The 14,883-nt window shown below is 70.9% G+C and carries 15 protein-coding genes; 3 read left to right on the top strand and 12 right to left on the bottom strand.

Translation table 11 applies throughout. From position 1 onward, the window contains the following. Nucleotides 1–404 (top strand): hypothetical protein (locus EJK15_RS71195; RefSeq protein WP_171074777.1); only part of this gene is annotated, 404 nt, incomplete at its 5' end. On the opposite strand, the gene scpA is transcribed toward EJK15_RS71195, so the two are convergent. The 5 genes from scpA to EJK15_RS38945 all read right to left on the bottom strand — a co-directional run bounded on the left by scpA (nucleotide 385) and on the right by EJK15_RS38945 (nucleotide 8,022). Continuing rightward, on the bottom strand, nucleotides 385–2,535 hold the full coding sequence (gene scpA / locus EJK15_RS38965; RefSeq protein ID WP_138715489.1) for a methylmalonyl-CoA mutase: 2,151 nt from the start codon (nucleotides 2,533–2,535) through the stop codon (nucleotides 385–387). The genes EJK15_RS71195 and scpA overlap by 20 nt on opposite strands. After that, nucleotides 2,532–4,253: a methylmalonyl-CoA mutase subunit beta gene (locus EJK15_RS38960; RefSeq protein WP_138715488.1), complete on the bottom strand. Its 1,722-nt coding sequence runs from the start codon at nucleotides 4,251–4,253 to the stop codon at nucleotides 2,532–2,534. The genes scpA and EJK15_RS38960 overlap by 4 nt, the downstream gene beginning before the upstream one ends. A gap of 60 nt (nucleotides 4,254–4,313) precedes the next feature. Next, nucleotides 4,314–5,081, bottom strand: coding sequence for a peptidoglycan recognition protein family protein (locus EJK15_RS38955; protein WP_138715487.1), 768 nt, complete (start codon nucleotides 5,079–5,081; stop codon nucleotides 4,314–4,316). A gap of 81 nt (nucleotides 5,082–5,162) precedes the next feature. Then, nucleotides 5,163–6,101 carry an S-methyl-5-thioribose-1-phosphate isomerase gene (mtnA, locus tag EJK15_RS38950; RefSeq protein ID WP_138715486.1) on the bottom strand — a complete coding sequence of 313 codons (939 nt, stop codon included), beginning with the start codon at nucleotides 6,099–6,101 and terminating at the stop codon, nucleotides 5,163–5,165. Between the two features lie 55 nt (nucleotides 6,102–6,156). Further along, complete coding sequence (locus EJK15_RS38945; protein ID WP_138715485.1) at nucleotides 6,157–8,022, bottom strand: CASTOR/POLLUX-related putative ion channel; 1,866 nt, start codon at nucleotides 8,020–8,022, stop codon at nucleotides 6,157–6,159. Nucleotides 8,023–8,118: 96 nt separating this feature from the next. Between EJK15_RS38945 and EJK15_RS38940 the strand changes: the two genes are divergently transcribed. Next, complete coding sequence (locus EJK15_RS38940) at nucleotides 8,119–9,660, top strand: serine/threonine-protein kinase (protein WP_171074776.1); 1,542 nt, start codon at nucleotides 8,119–8,121, stop codon at nucleotides 9,658–9,660. 67 nt (nucleotides 9,661–9,727) lie between these two features. Beyond that, the gene (locus EJK15_RS38935) at nucleotides 9,728–10,837 is read left to right on the top strand and encodes a DUF5925 domain-containing protein (protein ID WP_138715483.1); all 1,110 of its coding nucleotides are present in this window, start codon (nucleotides 9,728–9,730) and stop codon (nucleotides 10,835–10,837) included. Between the two features lie 52 nt (nucleotides 10,838–10,889). On the opposite strand, the gene EJK15_RS38930 is transcribed toward EJK15_RS38935, so the two are convergent. The 7 genes from EJK15_RS38930 to EJK15_RS75110 all read right to left on the bottom strand — a co-directional run bounded on the left by EJK15_RS38930 (nucleotide 10,890) and on the right by EJK15_RS75110 (nucleotide 14,865). After that, nucleotides 10,890–11,468: a hypothetical protein gene (locus EJK15_RS38930; RefSeq protein WP_138715482.1), complete on the bottom strand. Its 579-nt coding sequence runs from the start codon at nucleotides 11,466–11,468 to the stop codon at nucleotides 10,890–10,892. Continuing rightward, nucleotides 11,469–11,972 (bottom strand): hypothetical protein, encoded by a 504-nt coding sequence (locus tag EJK15_RS38925; RefSeq protein ID WP_138715481.1) that lies wholly within the window; start codon nucleotides 11,970–11,972, stop codon nucleotides 11,469–11,471. A 5-nt stretch (nucleotides 11,973–11,977) separates the two neighbouring features. Further along, nucleotides 11,978–12,487 (bottom strand): hypothetical protein, encoded by a 510-nt coding sequence (locus EJK15_RS38920; RefSeq protein WP_138715480.1) that lies wholly within the window; start codon nucleotides 12,485–12,487, stop codon nucleotides 11,978–11,980. A 5-nt stretch (nucleotides 12,488–12,492) separates the two neighbouring features. After that, nucleotides 12,493–13,170 (bottom strand): hypothetical protein, encoded by a 678-nt coding sequence (locus EJK15_RS38915; protein WP_138715479.1) that lies wholly within the window; start codon nucleotides 13,168–13,170, stop codon nucleotides 12,493–12,495. Nucleotides 13,171–13,254: 84 nt separating this feature from the next. After that, a complete protein-coding gene (locus EJK15_RS38910; RefSeq protein WP_138715478.1) occupies nucleotides 13,255–14,037 on the bottom strand; it encodes an AfsR/SARP family transcriptional regulator in 783 nt (260 codons plus the stop codon). A gap of 268 nt (nucleotides 14,038–14,305) precedes the next feature. Beyond that, a complete protein-coding gene (locus EJK15_RS75115) occupies nucleotides 14,306–14,557 on the bottom strand; it encodes a hypothetical protein (RefSeq protein WP_240777489.1) in 252 nt (83 codons plus the stop codon). Further along, nucleotides 14,554–14,865: a hypothetical protein gene (locus tag EJK15_RS75110; RefSeq protein WP_240777488.1), complete on the bottom strand. Its 312-nt coding sequence runs from the start codon at nucleotides 14,863–14,865 to the stop codon at nucleotides 14,554–14,556. Before EJK15_RS75110 ends, EJK15_RS75115 begins: the two co-directional genes overlap by 4 nt. Nucleotides 14,866–14,883: the final 18 nt, after the last annotated feature.

Genomic DNA, 14,883 nt, shown 5'->3' with positions numbered 1-14,883 from the left:
GGCCCCAGCGGACCCGTACCGCCAGGCCCAGCCCGCAGACCGAGGGCACGCCCAGCGTCGTGCCCACCGGCGATGGGACGACGACCGCCGCCGCGACCGGCCGGCTCAGGCTCGTCTACCTGCGGCCGGGCGGCACGTTGAACGGCGACTGCTGGGCCGGCGGGGAGGTCACGCTGCGGGCGCTGGTGGCGCGGACGGGCGAACCGCTGACGTTCAGGTACACCTGGATCGTCGACGGCGCCACGGTGGACCGCTCGTCGGCGATCATCTCCGAGAACGGCCGGCGCTACCTGACCTCTCCGCGCTCCCTCACGAGCACCGGCGGCACCCACCGCGTCACGCTGCGGATCACCTCTCCCGTTCCGATCGAGCGGTCGATCTCGGTCACGATGTGTGACGTCTGAGCTCGTCGAGGAGGTCGAGGGCGGCGTCGGCGATCACGGTGCCCGGCGGGAAGATCGCGGCGGCGCCCGCGGCGCGCAGCTCGTCGTGGTCGCCGGGCGGGATGACCCCGCCAACGACGATCATGATGTCGCCGGCCTCGAGGCCGGCCAGCGCCTCGCGCAGCGCGGGCACCAGCGTGAGGTGCCCGGCGGCCAGCGACGAGACGCCGACGATGTGCACGTCGGCCTCGACGGCCTGCCTGGCGACCTCCTCCGGCGTCTGGAACAGCGGGCCGACGTCCACGTCGAAGCCCAGGTCGGCGAAGGCGGTGGCGATCACCTTCTGGCCGCGGTCGTGGCCGTCCTGGCCCATCTTGGCCACCAGGATGCGCGGGCGGCGGCCCTCGGCCTTCTCGAAGTCGGCGCAGGCCTGGCGGACGCGTTCGATGTTGCCGGCCTGGCCTGACTCGTCGCGGTACACCCCTGAAATGGTACGGACCTGCTCGGCGTGCCGGCCGAACACCCGCTCGAGCGCGTCGGAGATCTCGCCCACGGTGGCCTTGGCTCGGGCGGCGTCCACGGCCAGCTTGAGCAGGTTGTTCTCCAGGCCGGGCGCGGGGTTGTCGGCGGCCTTGGTGAGCGCGTCGAGCGCGTGCCGCACGGTGTCGTCGTCGCGTTCGGCCCTGAGCCTGGCCAGCTTGTCGAGCTGCTGGGCGCGTACGGCGCTGTTGTCGACCTTGAGCACCTCGATGGCCTCGTCGCTCTCGGCACGGTACTTGTTCACGCCGATCACCGGCTGCCGCCCGGAGTCGATGCGGGCCTGGGTGCGGGCCGCCGCCTCCTCGATGCGGAGCTTGGGCAGCCCGGCCTCGATGGCCCTGGCCATGCCGCCGGCGGCCTCGACCTCCTCGATGTGCGCCCAGGCGCGTTCGGCGAGGTCGTGGGTGAGGCGCTCGATGTAGTAGGAGCCGCCCCAGGGGTCGATCGGGCGCGTGGTGCCCGATTCCTGCTGGAGGAGGAGCTGGGTGTTGCGGGCGATGCGTGCGGAGAAGTCGGTGGGCAGGGCGAGCGCCTCGTCGAGGGCGTTGGTGTGCAGCGACTGGGTGTGGCCCTGGGTCGCGGCCATGGCCTCGACGCAGGTGCGTACGACGTTGTTGAACACGTCCTGCGCGGTCAGCGACCAGCCGGAGGTCTGGCAGTGCGTACGCAGGCTCAGCGACTTCGGGTTCGCGGCGTTGAACCCGGAGACGAGCTTGGCCCACAGCAGCCTGGCGGCCCGCAGCTTGGCGACCTCCATGAAGAAGTTCATGCCGATGCACCAGAAGAACGACAGCCGCGGCGCGAACCGGTCGATGTCCATCCCGGCGGCGACCCCGGCGCGCAGGTATTCGACTCCGTCGGCGAGCGTGTAGGCCAGCTCCAGGTCGCAGGTCGCTCCGGCCTCCTGGATGTGGTAGCCGGAGATGCTGATGGAGTTGAACTTCGGCATTTTCTCGCTGGTGTACGCGAAGATGTCCGAGATGATCCGCATCGACGGGGCCGGCGGGTAGATGTAGGTGTTGCGGACCATGAACTCCTTGAGGATGTCGTTCTGGATGGTCCCGGCGAGCTGCTCCGGCGCGACGCCCTGCTCCTCGGCGGCCACGATGTACAACGCCAGCACCGGCAGCACGGCGCCGTTCATGGTCATCGACACCGACATCTCGTCGAGGGGGATCCCGTCGAACAGCTGCCGCATGTCGTAGATCGAGTCGATCGCCACTCCGGCCATGCCCACGTCGCCGGCCACGCGCGGGTGATCGGAATCGTAGCCCCGGTGCGTGGCCAGGTCGAAGGCCACCGACAGGCCCTTCTGCCCGGCGGCGAGGTTGCGCCGGTAGAAGGCGTTGGAGTCCTCGGCGGTGGAGAAGCCGGCGTACTGGCGGATGGTCCAGGGCTGGTTGACGTACATGGTGGGGTAGGGGCCGCGCAGGTACGGCGCCGCGCCCGGATAGGTGCGCAGGAAGTCGAGCCCCTCCAGGTCCTGGGCTGTGTAGACCGGCTTGACGCCGATGCCCTCGGGCGTCTCCCAGACCTCGCCCTCGTGCGCGTGCGTCCCCGCCGCCTCCGGGGGCAGGCCGTTGAGCGGGATGCCGGAGAAGTCCGGGATCATCGGGTCACCTCCAGGTCGTCGAAGGTCGTGCGGAGCACGTGCAGCGCGTCGCAGCCCGCGTGGAGGGTGGCGTCCACGCCGTCGTACTCCCCCTTCCCCGCAAGCCACACCTTCTTCGCCCCGGCTCTTCGCAGGGCGGCGGCCACGGCGGCGGCGTGCTGGGCGTACAGCTTGTCGCTGGAGCACAGGCAGGCGACGGCTGCACCGCTGACGGCGAAGGCGGTGGCGATCTGCTCGGGGTCGGTTCCCGGACCGGCGGTCTCGGTGGCCAGGCCGCCCGCCTGGAACAGGTTCGCGGCGAACGCGGCGCGCGCGGTGTGGGCGGCGATGGGACCGATGGTGGCCAGGAACACCTTGGGCCGCTCGGGCTGGGCGTCGGCGAGGTCGCGCAGCGCCTCGAACTCCTCCGCGTACCGCACGATCCCGGGCTTCGCCGTCCCGGCCGGCGGGCGGTGGAGGGGCTTCTCGTGCAGGTTGGGGAACTCGCTGACGCCCGTGATCGGGAGGCGCCGGCGGGCGATGTCGGCGGCGCGGCGGTCCCGGGTGGCGGCGATGCGCGCGGACACCGGCGCGGCGGCCGCGTCGATGCCGCCGGCGGCCTCGATCTCCTGGAACCACGCCCACGCCCGCTCGGCCAGGCCGTCGGTGCGGCGCTCGACGTACCACGAGCCGCCCGCCGGGTCGATCACCCGGCCGACCCCCGCCTCCTCCAGCAGCAGCGACTGCGTGTTGCGGGCGATGCGGCGGGAGAACGCGTCCGGCAGCCCGAGGCGGGCGTCGAACGGCTGCACGGTGACCGCCTCGGCCCCGCCGACCCCGGCGGCGAAGCAGGCCAGGGTGGTGCGCAGCATGTTCACCCAGGGGTCGCGGGCGGTCATCATGGCCGAGCTGGTCACGGCGTGCTGACGTTGCCCGCCGTGCCCGGCCGCGCCGCACACCTCGGCGACCCTGGCCCACAGCCGGCGGGCGGCCCGCAGCTTGGCGATGGTGGCGAACTGGTCGGCGGTGGCGGCGTACCGGAACTCGATCTGCCCTAGCGCTTGCTCCACAGAGAGGCCGGCGCCGGTGAGCACCCGCAACTCGGCGACGCCCCGCGCGATCGAGCAGCCCAGCTCCTCGGCGTCGCTGCCGCCCGCGTCGTGGTACGGCGTGGCGTCCACGGTGACGGCCCGCATCCCCGGGAAGCCGGCGGCGCAGCGCAGCGCCAGCTCGGCCCCGGCCGCACCAGAGGCACCCAGGTTGCCGGTGAGCGCGGTGCCGCGCGCGGCGGCCAGCGCGAACAGCGCCTCGGCGGCCTCGCGCACGTGCTCTCCCGCCTCCAGCACGACGGGGACCAGGTCGAGGTAGACGTCCTTGAGCACCGTGCCGAGCGCGCCGGCCGGGATCGCGCCGTCGCCGACGACCAGCCAGAGCGAGGTGACGCCGTTCTCCAGGTCGGCGAGCACCGCCTCCGGGTCGGGCACGGCGTGCCGCTGCCGCACGTCCCAGCCGGTGACGGCCCGCGACCCGCGCACGTACGGCGGCACACCGGGCGGCCCCGGGTGGCCGGGCAGGTCGTCGAGGTCGTAGAGAGGCGCGACGGTGACCCCGTCGTACGTCGTGGTGGACAGCGCCTCCTCCGGCGAGACCGTTTCGACCCCCGACTTGCGCAGGACCTCCATCGCCAGCGCCCGCCAGTCGTCACGAGTCGTGGGCGCGAACCCCGCTGCGAGTTCCATGGTTCGGATAGTAGGCGGAGCGCAAGGAGCGCGGTAACCCCGGGTCGCCCCAGAACGGGATCAAGCGGCGGGCGCCTCCCAGGCCAGCCGCCACGTGACCGGACCCACGATCCCGTCGTCGTCGACGCCCTGCTCGCGCTGGAACGCGCGGCACACGTCGCGCGACTCGGGGCCGTACGCGCCGTCCGCGGACAGGGTCCAGCCGCGCTTCCGCATCTGGGTCTGCCAGGTGCGCACGTCCTCGCCGCGCATCACCGGCGGGTACTTCAGCAGCCGCCCGGGGAACGGCGGCGTGACCGGGCCGGGCGGCGGGGTACCGCCGGGGCGGGGCGCGCCCCGGCGCACCCAGGCGTAGAGCGGCTCGCCCGGGCAGTCGGTCGCGTATCCGTCGCGGTGCCCCTTGATCTCGTTGCCGGCGCGGCCGCGGTCGCGTACGTGCTGGACCGCATCGAGGATCGCGTGCAGGACGCCGTCGGGCGGCTGGACGAGGCCGGCGTTGCCGACCAGCCCGAGCACGGCGTAATGGCCGGCGTTGAGCCCCGGGCCGTTCGCGGCGGGCAGGTGGTACAGGCCACGCCCCTCGAACACCTTCATATGCGGACATGCGACATACGAGTAGCCGATGTCTATCCAGCCGTTGCCGTCCATGTGGGAGCCCTGGATGGAGCGCACCAGGGAGACGCAGCCACTGTGGTTCGCGACGATGCCCGGGTCGACCCTGCCGCCGGTGTTGTGGACCTTCACCCCCTTGGTGGAGTCGAGCTGGGTGTAGCTGCCGCGCGGCGCGCGAGCGTTCCAGTCACGCCGTAACACCAGGTCAATGGCCACGGTGAGCTCCGAGGGTGATGGTCGGGACGACCGAGCGTAGCGCGGGGGACGCGGACAGGTCTCCTGGATCGGAGATTTCGCCTACGGCCTGATCACCCGCTTGTCCGTCACGATCGCCGTGATGAGATCGTGCGGAGTCACGTCGAACGCCGGGTTCAACGCCGGAGTTCCCTCAGGAGCCACTCGTACACCTCTGATGGACACGACCTCGTCGGCGCCCCGGTCCTCGATCTCGATGTGCTCGCCCGACGGTGTCTTCTGGTCGATCGTGGACTCGGGCGCGACCACCACGAACGGCACCCCGGCGCGTTCGGCGCCGAGCGCGAGCGCGTACGAGCCGATCTTGTTGGCGGTGTCGCCGTTGGCGGCGATCCGGTCGGCGCCGATGAGCACCGCGTCCACCTCGCCCTTGGCCAGCAGGTACGGCCCCGCCGAGTCGGCGATGAGCCGGTGCGGCGCGCCCATCCTGGCCAGCTCCCAGGTGGTGAGCCGGGCGCCCTGCAGCAGGGGCCGGGTCTCCAGGACGAGGACCTCGACCAGCCGCCCGCGCTCGTGCAGCGTCTGCACGACGCCCAGGGCGGTGCCGCGCTCGACGGCGGCGAGCCCGCCGGTGTTGCACACGGTCATGATCCGCAGCCGGTCGCCCTCGAGCAGGTCGGCCCCGCGCTCCCCCATCGCCTTGCAGGCGGCGAGGTCGTCGTCGCGCACGCGCAGCGCGGCCGCCAGCACCGCGTCATGGCCTTCTCGCAGGTGCGCTACGGCCTGGTCGACGCCCCAGGCGAGGTTGACGGCGGTGGGCCGGGCGGCGCGGAGCCTGGCGATCTGCGCGGGGTCGCCGCCGGCCAGCACGACGCCGAGCGCGCCGGCCACGCCGAGCGCGGGCGCGCCGCGCACGGCCAGCCTCCGGATGGCGTCGACGAGCTCATCGACGGTGTGGATGCGGAGCATCACGCACTTGTCGGGTAAGAGCGTCTGGTCCACGAGCTCGACGGCGCCGTCGACCCAGTCAATGGTCCTCACGGGGCAAACGCTAGCCCACCTCGGTGAACCGCTCGCGTGCGGCTCCGGAGACGGCTCAGCGTTCGGCGAGGACGATCACCGAGTCCCGCTCGTTCATGACGATGGGCTCCGACTTGTCGGGGTTCAGGACGATGCCGTAGTGCGGCGGGTTGTTGCGCGCCTCGGAGCTGCGATAGCCGATGGCGGTCTCGCCGCGGCGCCGGGCCGCCTCGACGACCGTGGTGAACGTCACCTTCGTGCCCGTCTTGACGTACCAGGAGGCGGGACGGGGGTAGATCTCCGACCCTCGCGAGTCGAACAGGTAGCCGAACACGTCCGCCAGGTGCCTGTTCTCGGCCAGCTGGGCGAGCAGCAGCCCGATGACGGTGTCGCTGATCACGATGTCGTCGGCCTCGGTGACCTCGGCCAGGGCGCGGTTGTTCTCGTCGTGCATCTCACTGACGATCGAGTAGTGCTCGCCGAGCACGCTCTGCATGTCGCGGAGCTGGAGCAGCGTCATGAGCGTGCGCGTGTCGGAGTGGTGCGCGTCGAAGCGATCGTCGGACAGCACGATGACGTGCTGGAAGAGGCCGACGCCGAGCGATTCGAGGGCGAACCTGTCGGTGGTGTCGCAGTCCTTGACGTTCACCGTGAGGTTGCGCAGGCCGACCAGGCCGGTGCCGGCCTTGGGGTGGCCGGCGGCGATCTCCAGGACGGCCCCGGGGGCGACGTAGCCGTCGAGGTAGCGGACGATCTGCTCGGCCCTGCCGTTCCAGTTGAGCAGGAGCATGCGCTCGGGCTCGGGGGCCGGGCGCTCGCCCATGACGACGGCGGCCTCGTCCACCGACGGCCTGCCGGCCGCCAGGCGGACGTGGGAGTCGTCGTGCGCGATGACGATGATCTGGTCGTCGTCTGTGATGACGGTGTCCATGGGCGGGTTCAGCACGGTGCCGGACGGCCGGCGCAGGCCGATGACGCAGGCGGTCTGGTACGCGTGCAGGGCGTCGCCGTACGTGACGCCGACGAGCTTCTTCGGGGTGCGCATGTAGATCTCGCCGCCGTCGAAGTTCAGCAGGTCCATGCAGACCACGGACATGCCGGACTGGCGCGAGGACTGCACGATGAGCCTGGAGGCGGTGTCGTCGGAGTCGACCAGGTGCACGTCCTGACCGCCGGCCAGGCGGGCGGCGGCGATGTTGCGACTGGAGGCGAGCGCGGCGACCACCGGCGGGTGCTTGCCGTCGCGCTTGGCGAGCGCGAGCAGGATCTTGATGACGTGCGCGTCCGGGTCCTCGCCCTCGGGCGAGAGCACGACGACGGAGCTGGCCGCGTCCAGGTTCATCAGCACGAGGTCGCGCGGCTCCGTGGGCCGCCCGGTACGGCAGACCAGGCGGGTCCTGCCCAGGTCGCCGACGTGCTCGCGGATGTCCTCTTCCATGTCGAGCTTGTCATGTTCCGCCAGGACCGCGATGACCGAGTCCTTCTGGCTGGCGTGCGCCTTGACCAGCTCGCCCACGATCGTGAACACCTGGTCCGACCAGCCCAGCACCACCGTGTGGCCGGACTCCACGATTCGCGAGCGGCCCCTGCGCAGGCGGTCCACCTTCTGCTTGAGGCCGTTCGACAGCAGGCCGACGAGCATGCTGACGATGAACAGGCCGCCGAGCGAGCCGGCGAACATCACGGTCATGTAGGCCATCGAGCCCTTGTCGCTGGCCACCTTGCTCGGGGTGAGCGCGTGCATGAGAGCGATCCAGAGCACCTCGCCCGGATTGCCCACGCCCTCCGGCTCGTTCGGCGCGAGCCAGAGCGTGAGCGCGGCCACGACCGCGATGAGCCCGACCGACACCACGGCCAGCCAGCCGATCAGCGACGCCGTGCCCTTCGACATGGTGTTGTCGAACCAGTACCGCGCGCGTTCGCGGAACGTGACCTTGGACACTTGCCCGATACCTCCATGTAAGGAGTGATTTAACCCAACAGGACAAGATACCCGGGCGATCTTCGCTTCCGCATGAAGACCGGTAACGTATCGGCCATGGCCGCCCCCCTCACACCAGACGATCCGGCGTCGCTGGGCGGCTTCCGCCTGGCCGGCCGGCTCGGCGAGGGCGGGCAGGGCGTGGTCTACCTCGCCCACTCCCCCGACGGCCGGCCGGTCGCGATCAAGCTACTCAACACGGGCGACAAGGAGACCCGGGTCAGGCTCGCGCGCGAGCTCGACGCGCTGGAGAGCATCGCCTCCTTCTGCACGGCCCGGGTGCTCGACGCCTCGACCGACGGGCCGCGGCCGTACGTGGTGAGCGAATACGTCGACGGGCCGTCGCTGGCGGACCGGGTGCGGGAGCGCGGCCCCCTGGGCGGGGGCGAGCTCGAACGGCTGGTGGTCGGCACGGCCACCGCGCTGGCGGCCATCCACGCGGCCGGGATCGTGCACCGCGACTTCAAGCCGGCCAACGTGCTGCTCGGTCCCGATGGGCCGCGCGTGGTGGACTTCGGCATCGCCAGGGCGGAGGGGGCCGCGACGATGACGTCCGGCCTGATCGGCACGCCCGCCTACCTGGCGCCCGAGCAGATCGGCGGCACGCCCGCGTCGCCGGCGTCGGACGTGTTCGCGTGGGCGACGTCGATGGTGTACGCGGCCACGGGGACGAGCCCGTTCGGGGCGGACACCGTACCCGCCGTGCTGCACCGGGTGCTGCACACCGACCCGGACCTGGCGCCGCTGCCGCCCCGCCTGCGCGGGCTGATCGCGTCCTGCCTGGCCAAGGACCCGTCGCGCCGGCCCACGGCGCAGCAGCTGATGGTGTCCCTGGTCACCCCCAACACCCCGGCGCCATCAGGCGGCGGCTCGGCACCGGCACCCGCCGTCCCAGCGCCGTCGGCCGGCGCTGCCGCTCCGCCTGGCGCGGCGGGCGAGTGGCACAGCGCCCCGGGATCCGGCCCCCACGGCCCTCAGGGTCCCTGGGGTCACGCCGGAGGGCGCAACGGCTCCCCCACCGGTCCGCAGGGCCTTTCGGAGACCACCGCGGCGCGGGCCCGGCGCTCCCGGGGCGCGCTCATCGCCACGGTGACCGCGGTGATCGTCTTCGGCGCGGCCGGCACCACGGCGTACCTGGCGACCCGTGCCCCGGCCACCGGCGGAGACCGATCATCATCGGCCACCCCGCCGGCCACCCAGTCACCCAGCGCGGAGCCGTCAGCCGGCACCGAGCCGCCCACGCAGACCCAGGCCGCCACGGACCTGAAGATCCCTGCCGCCTTCGACGGAGACTGGTCGGGCCACACCACCAGCACCAACCCCATGGACCCCGACGGCGCCGAGAACACCGTGGACCTGGAGGAGGGCGAGTCCACCGCGGCCTGGTCGGAGAAGGACGCCGACGACGAATGCAAGGGAACCATCACCCTGACCAAGGTGGAGGACACCCAGCTGACCTTCTCCCTGGGCGAGAACGAGGGCGGCTGCATCGCCGGCACCATCTGGCTGGCGCTGCAGGACGACACGCTCACCTACAGGTGGCAGGATGTGCCGGGCCCGGGGCTCGTCACGCAGACCGGTAAGCTCAGCAAGAACTAACCGAATTTAGCCGGATTTCCGGTCAAACCCTTCGACATCGGGGGCGGTGGCTTAGATCATTGACGCTATGTCTGTGATTAGGGAGGTGCCGTTCCCCAGCCGGGACTCCTCTGAGCTTCCGATGAACATCTGGCTCGACGACGCCGACTCCGCCATCGACGTCATCGACGCCCTGGCGCTGTCGCCGTTCGCGACGGGCGCCCAGCCCTGGTCCCGCCTGGCCAACCTGGAGCGCGTGCGTCCCGACGCCCCGCTCAGCCCGCCGGGCGCCCGCGTGCTGCGTACCGCGCGGGTCGAGGACGGCTCGGAGTCGCGGCTCATCTGCGGCGAAGGCTGGACCCTGCGCGTCGTACGCCACCGCAACCGCACCGCCACCGTCAGCGTGACGGCGGTGAACGAGGAGCTGGCCAAGACCGTGCTCCAGGAGAGCATCGACGGCGCCGAGGAGGCCGTGCCCGAAGCCGACCACGTCGAGATGGGCTTCTGGTGGCGCGGCACGCACGGGGGCACGCGCTCGGAGAAGCCGATCACCGCTCAGCCGTGGGCCGAGATCGGCAAGAATTACTCCGGCAAGATCCGCCCCGCCCTCGACAGGCTGATGTCGATCACCCCGGCCGACGTGAACGGCCGCCTCGTCCTCCTGCACGGCCAGCCCGGCACCGGCAAGACCACGCTGCTGCGCACGCTGGCGAAGCAGTGGCACGACTGGTGCCAGGTGGACTGCGTACTCGACCCCGAGCGCCTGTTCAACGAGCCCGGCTACCTCATGGAGGTGGCGGTCGGCTACGACACCGACGAGGACACGCAGCGGTGGCGGCTGCTGGTCCTGGAGGACTGCGACGAGCTGATCAGCGCGGGTGCCAAGGCCCAGGCGGGTCAGGGCCTGTCTCGCCTGCTCAACCTGACCGACGGCCTGCTCGGGCAGGGCCGCGACGTCCTGGTGGCGATCACCACGAACGAGGACCTGGCCAGGCTCCACCCGGCCGTCGTACGCCCGGGCCGCTGCCTGGCACAGCTCGAGGTCGGCCCGCTCAGCAGGAACGAGGCCGTCGCGTGGCTCGGCACGTCCCAGGGCGTGGGCCCGTCGGGGGCGACCCTCGCGGAGCTGTACGCCCTCCGCGCCGGCCGCGAGATCGCCCCCACCGGCGGCGACGAGTCCACGGGCCTGTACCTCTAGAGACCCTGCCTTGTGCGTCACGTCAGGTACGTGGGAGGCCTCCGGAGCCGCGTCATGAACCGCCCGTAAGGTGTCGCCGGGCGATGTCCGCGATCCGGCGGAGATCGTCCCGGGATACCGGTCCGCTGATGACCATCAACCGGTCCTCGGTGAACGCGGCGATCTCCAGCTCCTCCGCGTACCTGGCCACGTGGCTCGGTCCTGTCTTGCTCTCGACCTCTCCCACCGCCAGGCATTCGGCGTAGAACCGCTTGAACGAATCCATCCCGTCCACCTCGGACACCACCAGCTGGGACACCGACGCACCGTCGGCGGCCCGGAACACCCGGAAGCGCACCGGCGCGTGGCCGGGAGCGATCGCCCGCCGGGAGCACGGAACGAGATCGTCCTCCAGACTCGCCCAGCTCCCGTCCCCCGTCTTCGCCTCCGTCCAGGAACCGGTCAGCTGGCCCGGCTCCAGGAGGACATCCGGCGACGGGGTGGGGCCGCCGGATGGAAGGGAGACCGTCGGCTCAGCGGCGCAACCTCCCACCGCGATCAGCACGGCGATCAGCGACATCCACGACCGGCGCCACAGCGAGCGCCGCGAGGAGCAACCCGCGGCGCGCGAAGCGGAGACAAGCCGGCCCATTTACGGATTGGACCACGAGCAGATGTAGAAGGTGTCGCCCGAGCCGTAGACGCGGAAGTACCCGTCCGCGCAACGGTACGGTGTTCCGCTGTGCGTCCAGCGCCAGGCGTTTTTCTTGCTGTAACTGCCGGTACCGCACGCCTGGATGGGGATGTACGCGGAGTAGGCGTTGCCGTCGGTACGGAACCAGCCGTCGCTCCCGCAGTAGGACCTGGAGTAAGGCGCACCCACACAGATCTTGGTGTTGTTGTCGTAGCCGGCCCACCCGCCGAACCCGGCACAGTGGGTCCACTCGGTACCGACCCTCGCGGAGGCACTCCTGATCCGCGCGGGCGGCAGCGCACCCACCACATTCAGCGCGAGCGCGCCGCCGAGCACCCCCATGGTCTTGAACATCGTCCGGCGGGCCAGGCGCGGCCGTGCCCGGCGCGGCCTCGACGATGTGGAATCCGTCGATTCAGGCTCGTCCGCGGAGGGAACACTCGCCCAGTAGTCGGTCGTCATGAAACTCACCTCACGTTCGCAACATCTGAAGATTGAGCCCCGAGGTACTGGTCGAGATCGTTGTCAGATCCCACGACCCGGCGCCATGCCTCGGTTCCGTCCGGTGCGTACTTCACCAAGGAAGGGGTGGCGCCGATCGCCACCCTCCCCAGCAGGTCCGAGTCCGCGATGAATTCGATCTTCGTCCCCTCCACCCACGTCCCGCAGGCGGCTCCGGCACTCAGCATCTTCAGATGGCCTTCGACGCGGCCGTCGGCGACGACGGCGAGGCGTTCGGCGCGCTCGCGGCAACTCGCGCAGTGCTCCGAGACCACCAGCAGGAACGTGGGACGACCGTCCGTGGAGGCGAAGCGGGCGACCGAACGGACGCCCGGCGTGACGGAACCCTGAGCGGAGGCGGCCAGTGCCGCCTGCTGGAGTTCTCTGACCGTCCTGAGCAGGGCCGACAGCGCGAAGAGCGCGATGATCATGCCAAGGAAGGCGAGGACGGCAAGGGAGTTGATGATGTTCTGCATGGGTGTCAGTTCAGCTTGCATTCGATGGAGTCGGCCACGGCCGCGAACCGCGGGTCATCGGGCTGCGCGGCCATGAGGGTCGTGGCCGTCGTGTCGTTCACCAGCAGGGCGGAGCGGAACAACTTTCCGTCGGCGGCGCGTTCGTCGACCTTCCAGAGCTCTCCTCCCCGCACCCGCTTGCCGGCGCGGCCCGGCAGCTCGGGCGCCGCCTCAGAGCGCGGCTTGACCTGGACGGAGCACACCCCGTCGAGCGTGTTGACCGCGATCAAGCTCGCGAACTGTACCCCCGCCCCGGGACGGGGCGTGAGCACCAGGCCGTCTGGGGCGTCCTGCACGTCGAATCTGCCCAGCTGGTCCATGAACACCTCGAAGGGCACACCCGTCCCGGGAACGAAGGTGTAGAGCTCGTGGTGGGGGCCGATCCACAACATGGTGGTGCCGCTGATCTCCGGATCCTCGTACGAGACCAGCCGGGCTCCGTTCCAGGACGCTTCCCTGACGGTGAACCGGCTGAACTCTCCCAGGTATCGGGCGACGAGCTCCCTGGCACCAGCGGCCCCTGTGTGGACTCGATACGCACCGGTGTCGACATGAACCCAGAGCAGGCAGCTCCACCCGGTCTTGAAGGGCTCGGGCATGCCCTCGACGGTCAGCGTCCGACCGTCAGGGGTCCGTACGGGCATGGCACACCTCCTACTTCATCGGTTGCCTGCCCTCAGGATTGTCGAGGCCTGTCCACGATCGCCATACAACCGCCATACGCCGCTTCACAGGTGAGGGTCGTCCATCAATATCTTGTTGTGCAGGAGTGCGAGTGCGTGCGAGGGACCGACTCCGAGCCGCTGGACGAGCGCGGCCCGGCATTCGTGGTAGGCGAGAAGCGCGTCCGCTCGCCGCCCGCTCAGGTGATAGGCCAGCATGAGCCGGCCCCGCAGATCTTCCCGAAGGGGGTCCCAGGAGATCGCGGCCCGCAACTGGTCGATGGCCGTCTCGTACGCCCCCATCCGGATGCAACCATCGGCGAAGTCGCCGATCGCGGTCAGCCGCCACCCGTCGAGCCGGATGGCGGCGTTCCTGAACACCTCGGAGCTCTCCGCGAGATCCTGCAGCGCCGATCCGCGCCACATGTCCAGCGCCTCCCTGAGCACCTGTATCCCGGCCGCGTCCTGGCCCACGCTGAGAGCGAGCGCCGCGCGGGAGCGCAACGTCTCGAAGGCGGTCAAGTCAAGGCCGTCGCCGATGCCGGCCATCCGGTATCCGCCCGGTACGGTCTCGATCGTGACCTCCGACACGGCAAGGGCCTTTCGCAGCCCCGCGATGTAGGTCTGCAGGTTTCTCCGCGCCGAAGGCGGGACCTCCTCGCCCCAGAGAGCACGGATGCAGCGTTCGGTGGTCACCACGCTCGGCGAGTCGAGTAGTAACAGTGCGAGTAACTGCCGTTGCTTGACGCGGCTCACCGCCAGGGGGGCGCCATCCGCCTTCTGGATCTCGAAGTACCCGAGCAGGAAGAATCTCATGCGTGACGCCAGTTTCCCCTCGTTGGTAGACACGTGGAGCAGAATCCACCGGCAGCGGCTCACGGAAGAGTCGCGCCGCAGCCCTTGATCACCCCATGGCGGTCGGCGGCGTCTCTCTGCGAGTCCCTCAGTCGAAGCGCTTCAACTTCGGTATTCTGAGGCGCTTTTGGATGCGGATCAAGGTGTCGCCTTGAGCATTCGCGGGCGCACCTCCCGGTGGCGCGTCGCCTGTGGTCATGTGGTCACCTCGGCGTCGATGCGCACCCGCCGCACCCCGCCGTCGGTCGTCACCTCGGCCGAGTCACCCACCAGTCGCACGGCGCCCGACGACACCAGCGCGCGGGCCGCCGTCAGCCGGGGATTGAGCTGGGCGACCTGCTCCCTGTCGGACGCCGCCGGGGGCGAAGCTGGAGGAGACGCGCAGGTCGCGGCCCCCAGCTCCGGCGGGCACGGCCCAGACGGTGGAGCGGGCGCCGCGCGGCAGCGAGCGCAGGAAGCGTACGGCGTGCGGCCCGGCCAGCTCGGCCCGAGGGTCGAACCGGGCCGCGATCACCTGCACCTCAGGCGAACCCGCGCAGCCACCGCGACGGCAGCGGCACCTTCTTCTCCACGACCGCGCCGTCGAGCGTGGTGACGGTCAGCTCGTCGGGCCCGACGCCCAGGTGGAGCGGGGTCCCGGCCGCCCACTCTGGCGAGGGCCTCGCGCAGCGGGCCGTTGACGTCGACGTTGGTGGTGCCCCGGTCGAGGACGTCGCCGTCGAGCTCCTGCACGTCGAGCCGGGCGTAGACGCCACCGCACACGGAGAACGACTCGAACCTGAGCCGCCCGGCGTAGGAGTATGCCTGTACCGCTTGAGTCATGCCCCGCACCATAGAGAT

The sequence above is a fragment of the Nonomuraea basaltis genome (assembly GCF_005893125.1).
In the GTDB taxonomy this organism is placed as follows: domain Bacteria; phylum Actinomycetota; class Actinomycetes; order Streptosporangiales; family Streptosporangiaceae; genus Nonomuraea; species Nonomuraea basaltis.
This window is presented reverse-complemented; position numbering and strand designations above follow the sequence as displayed.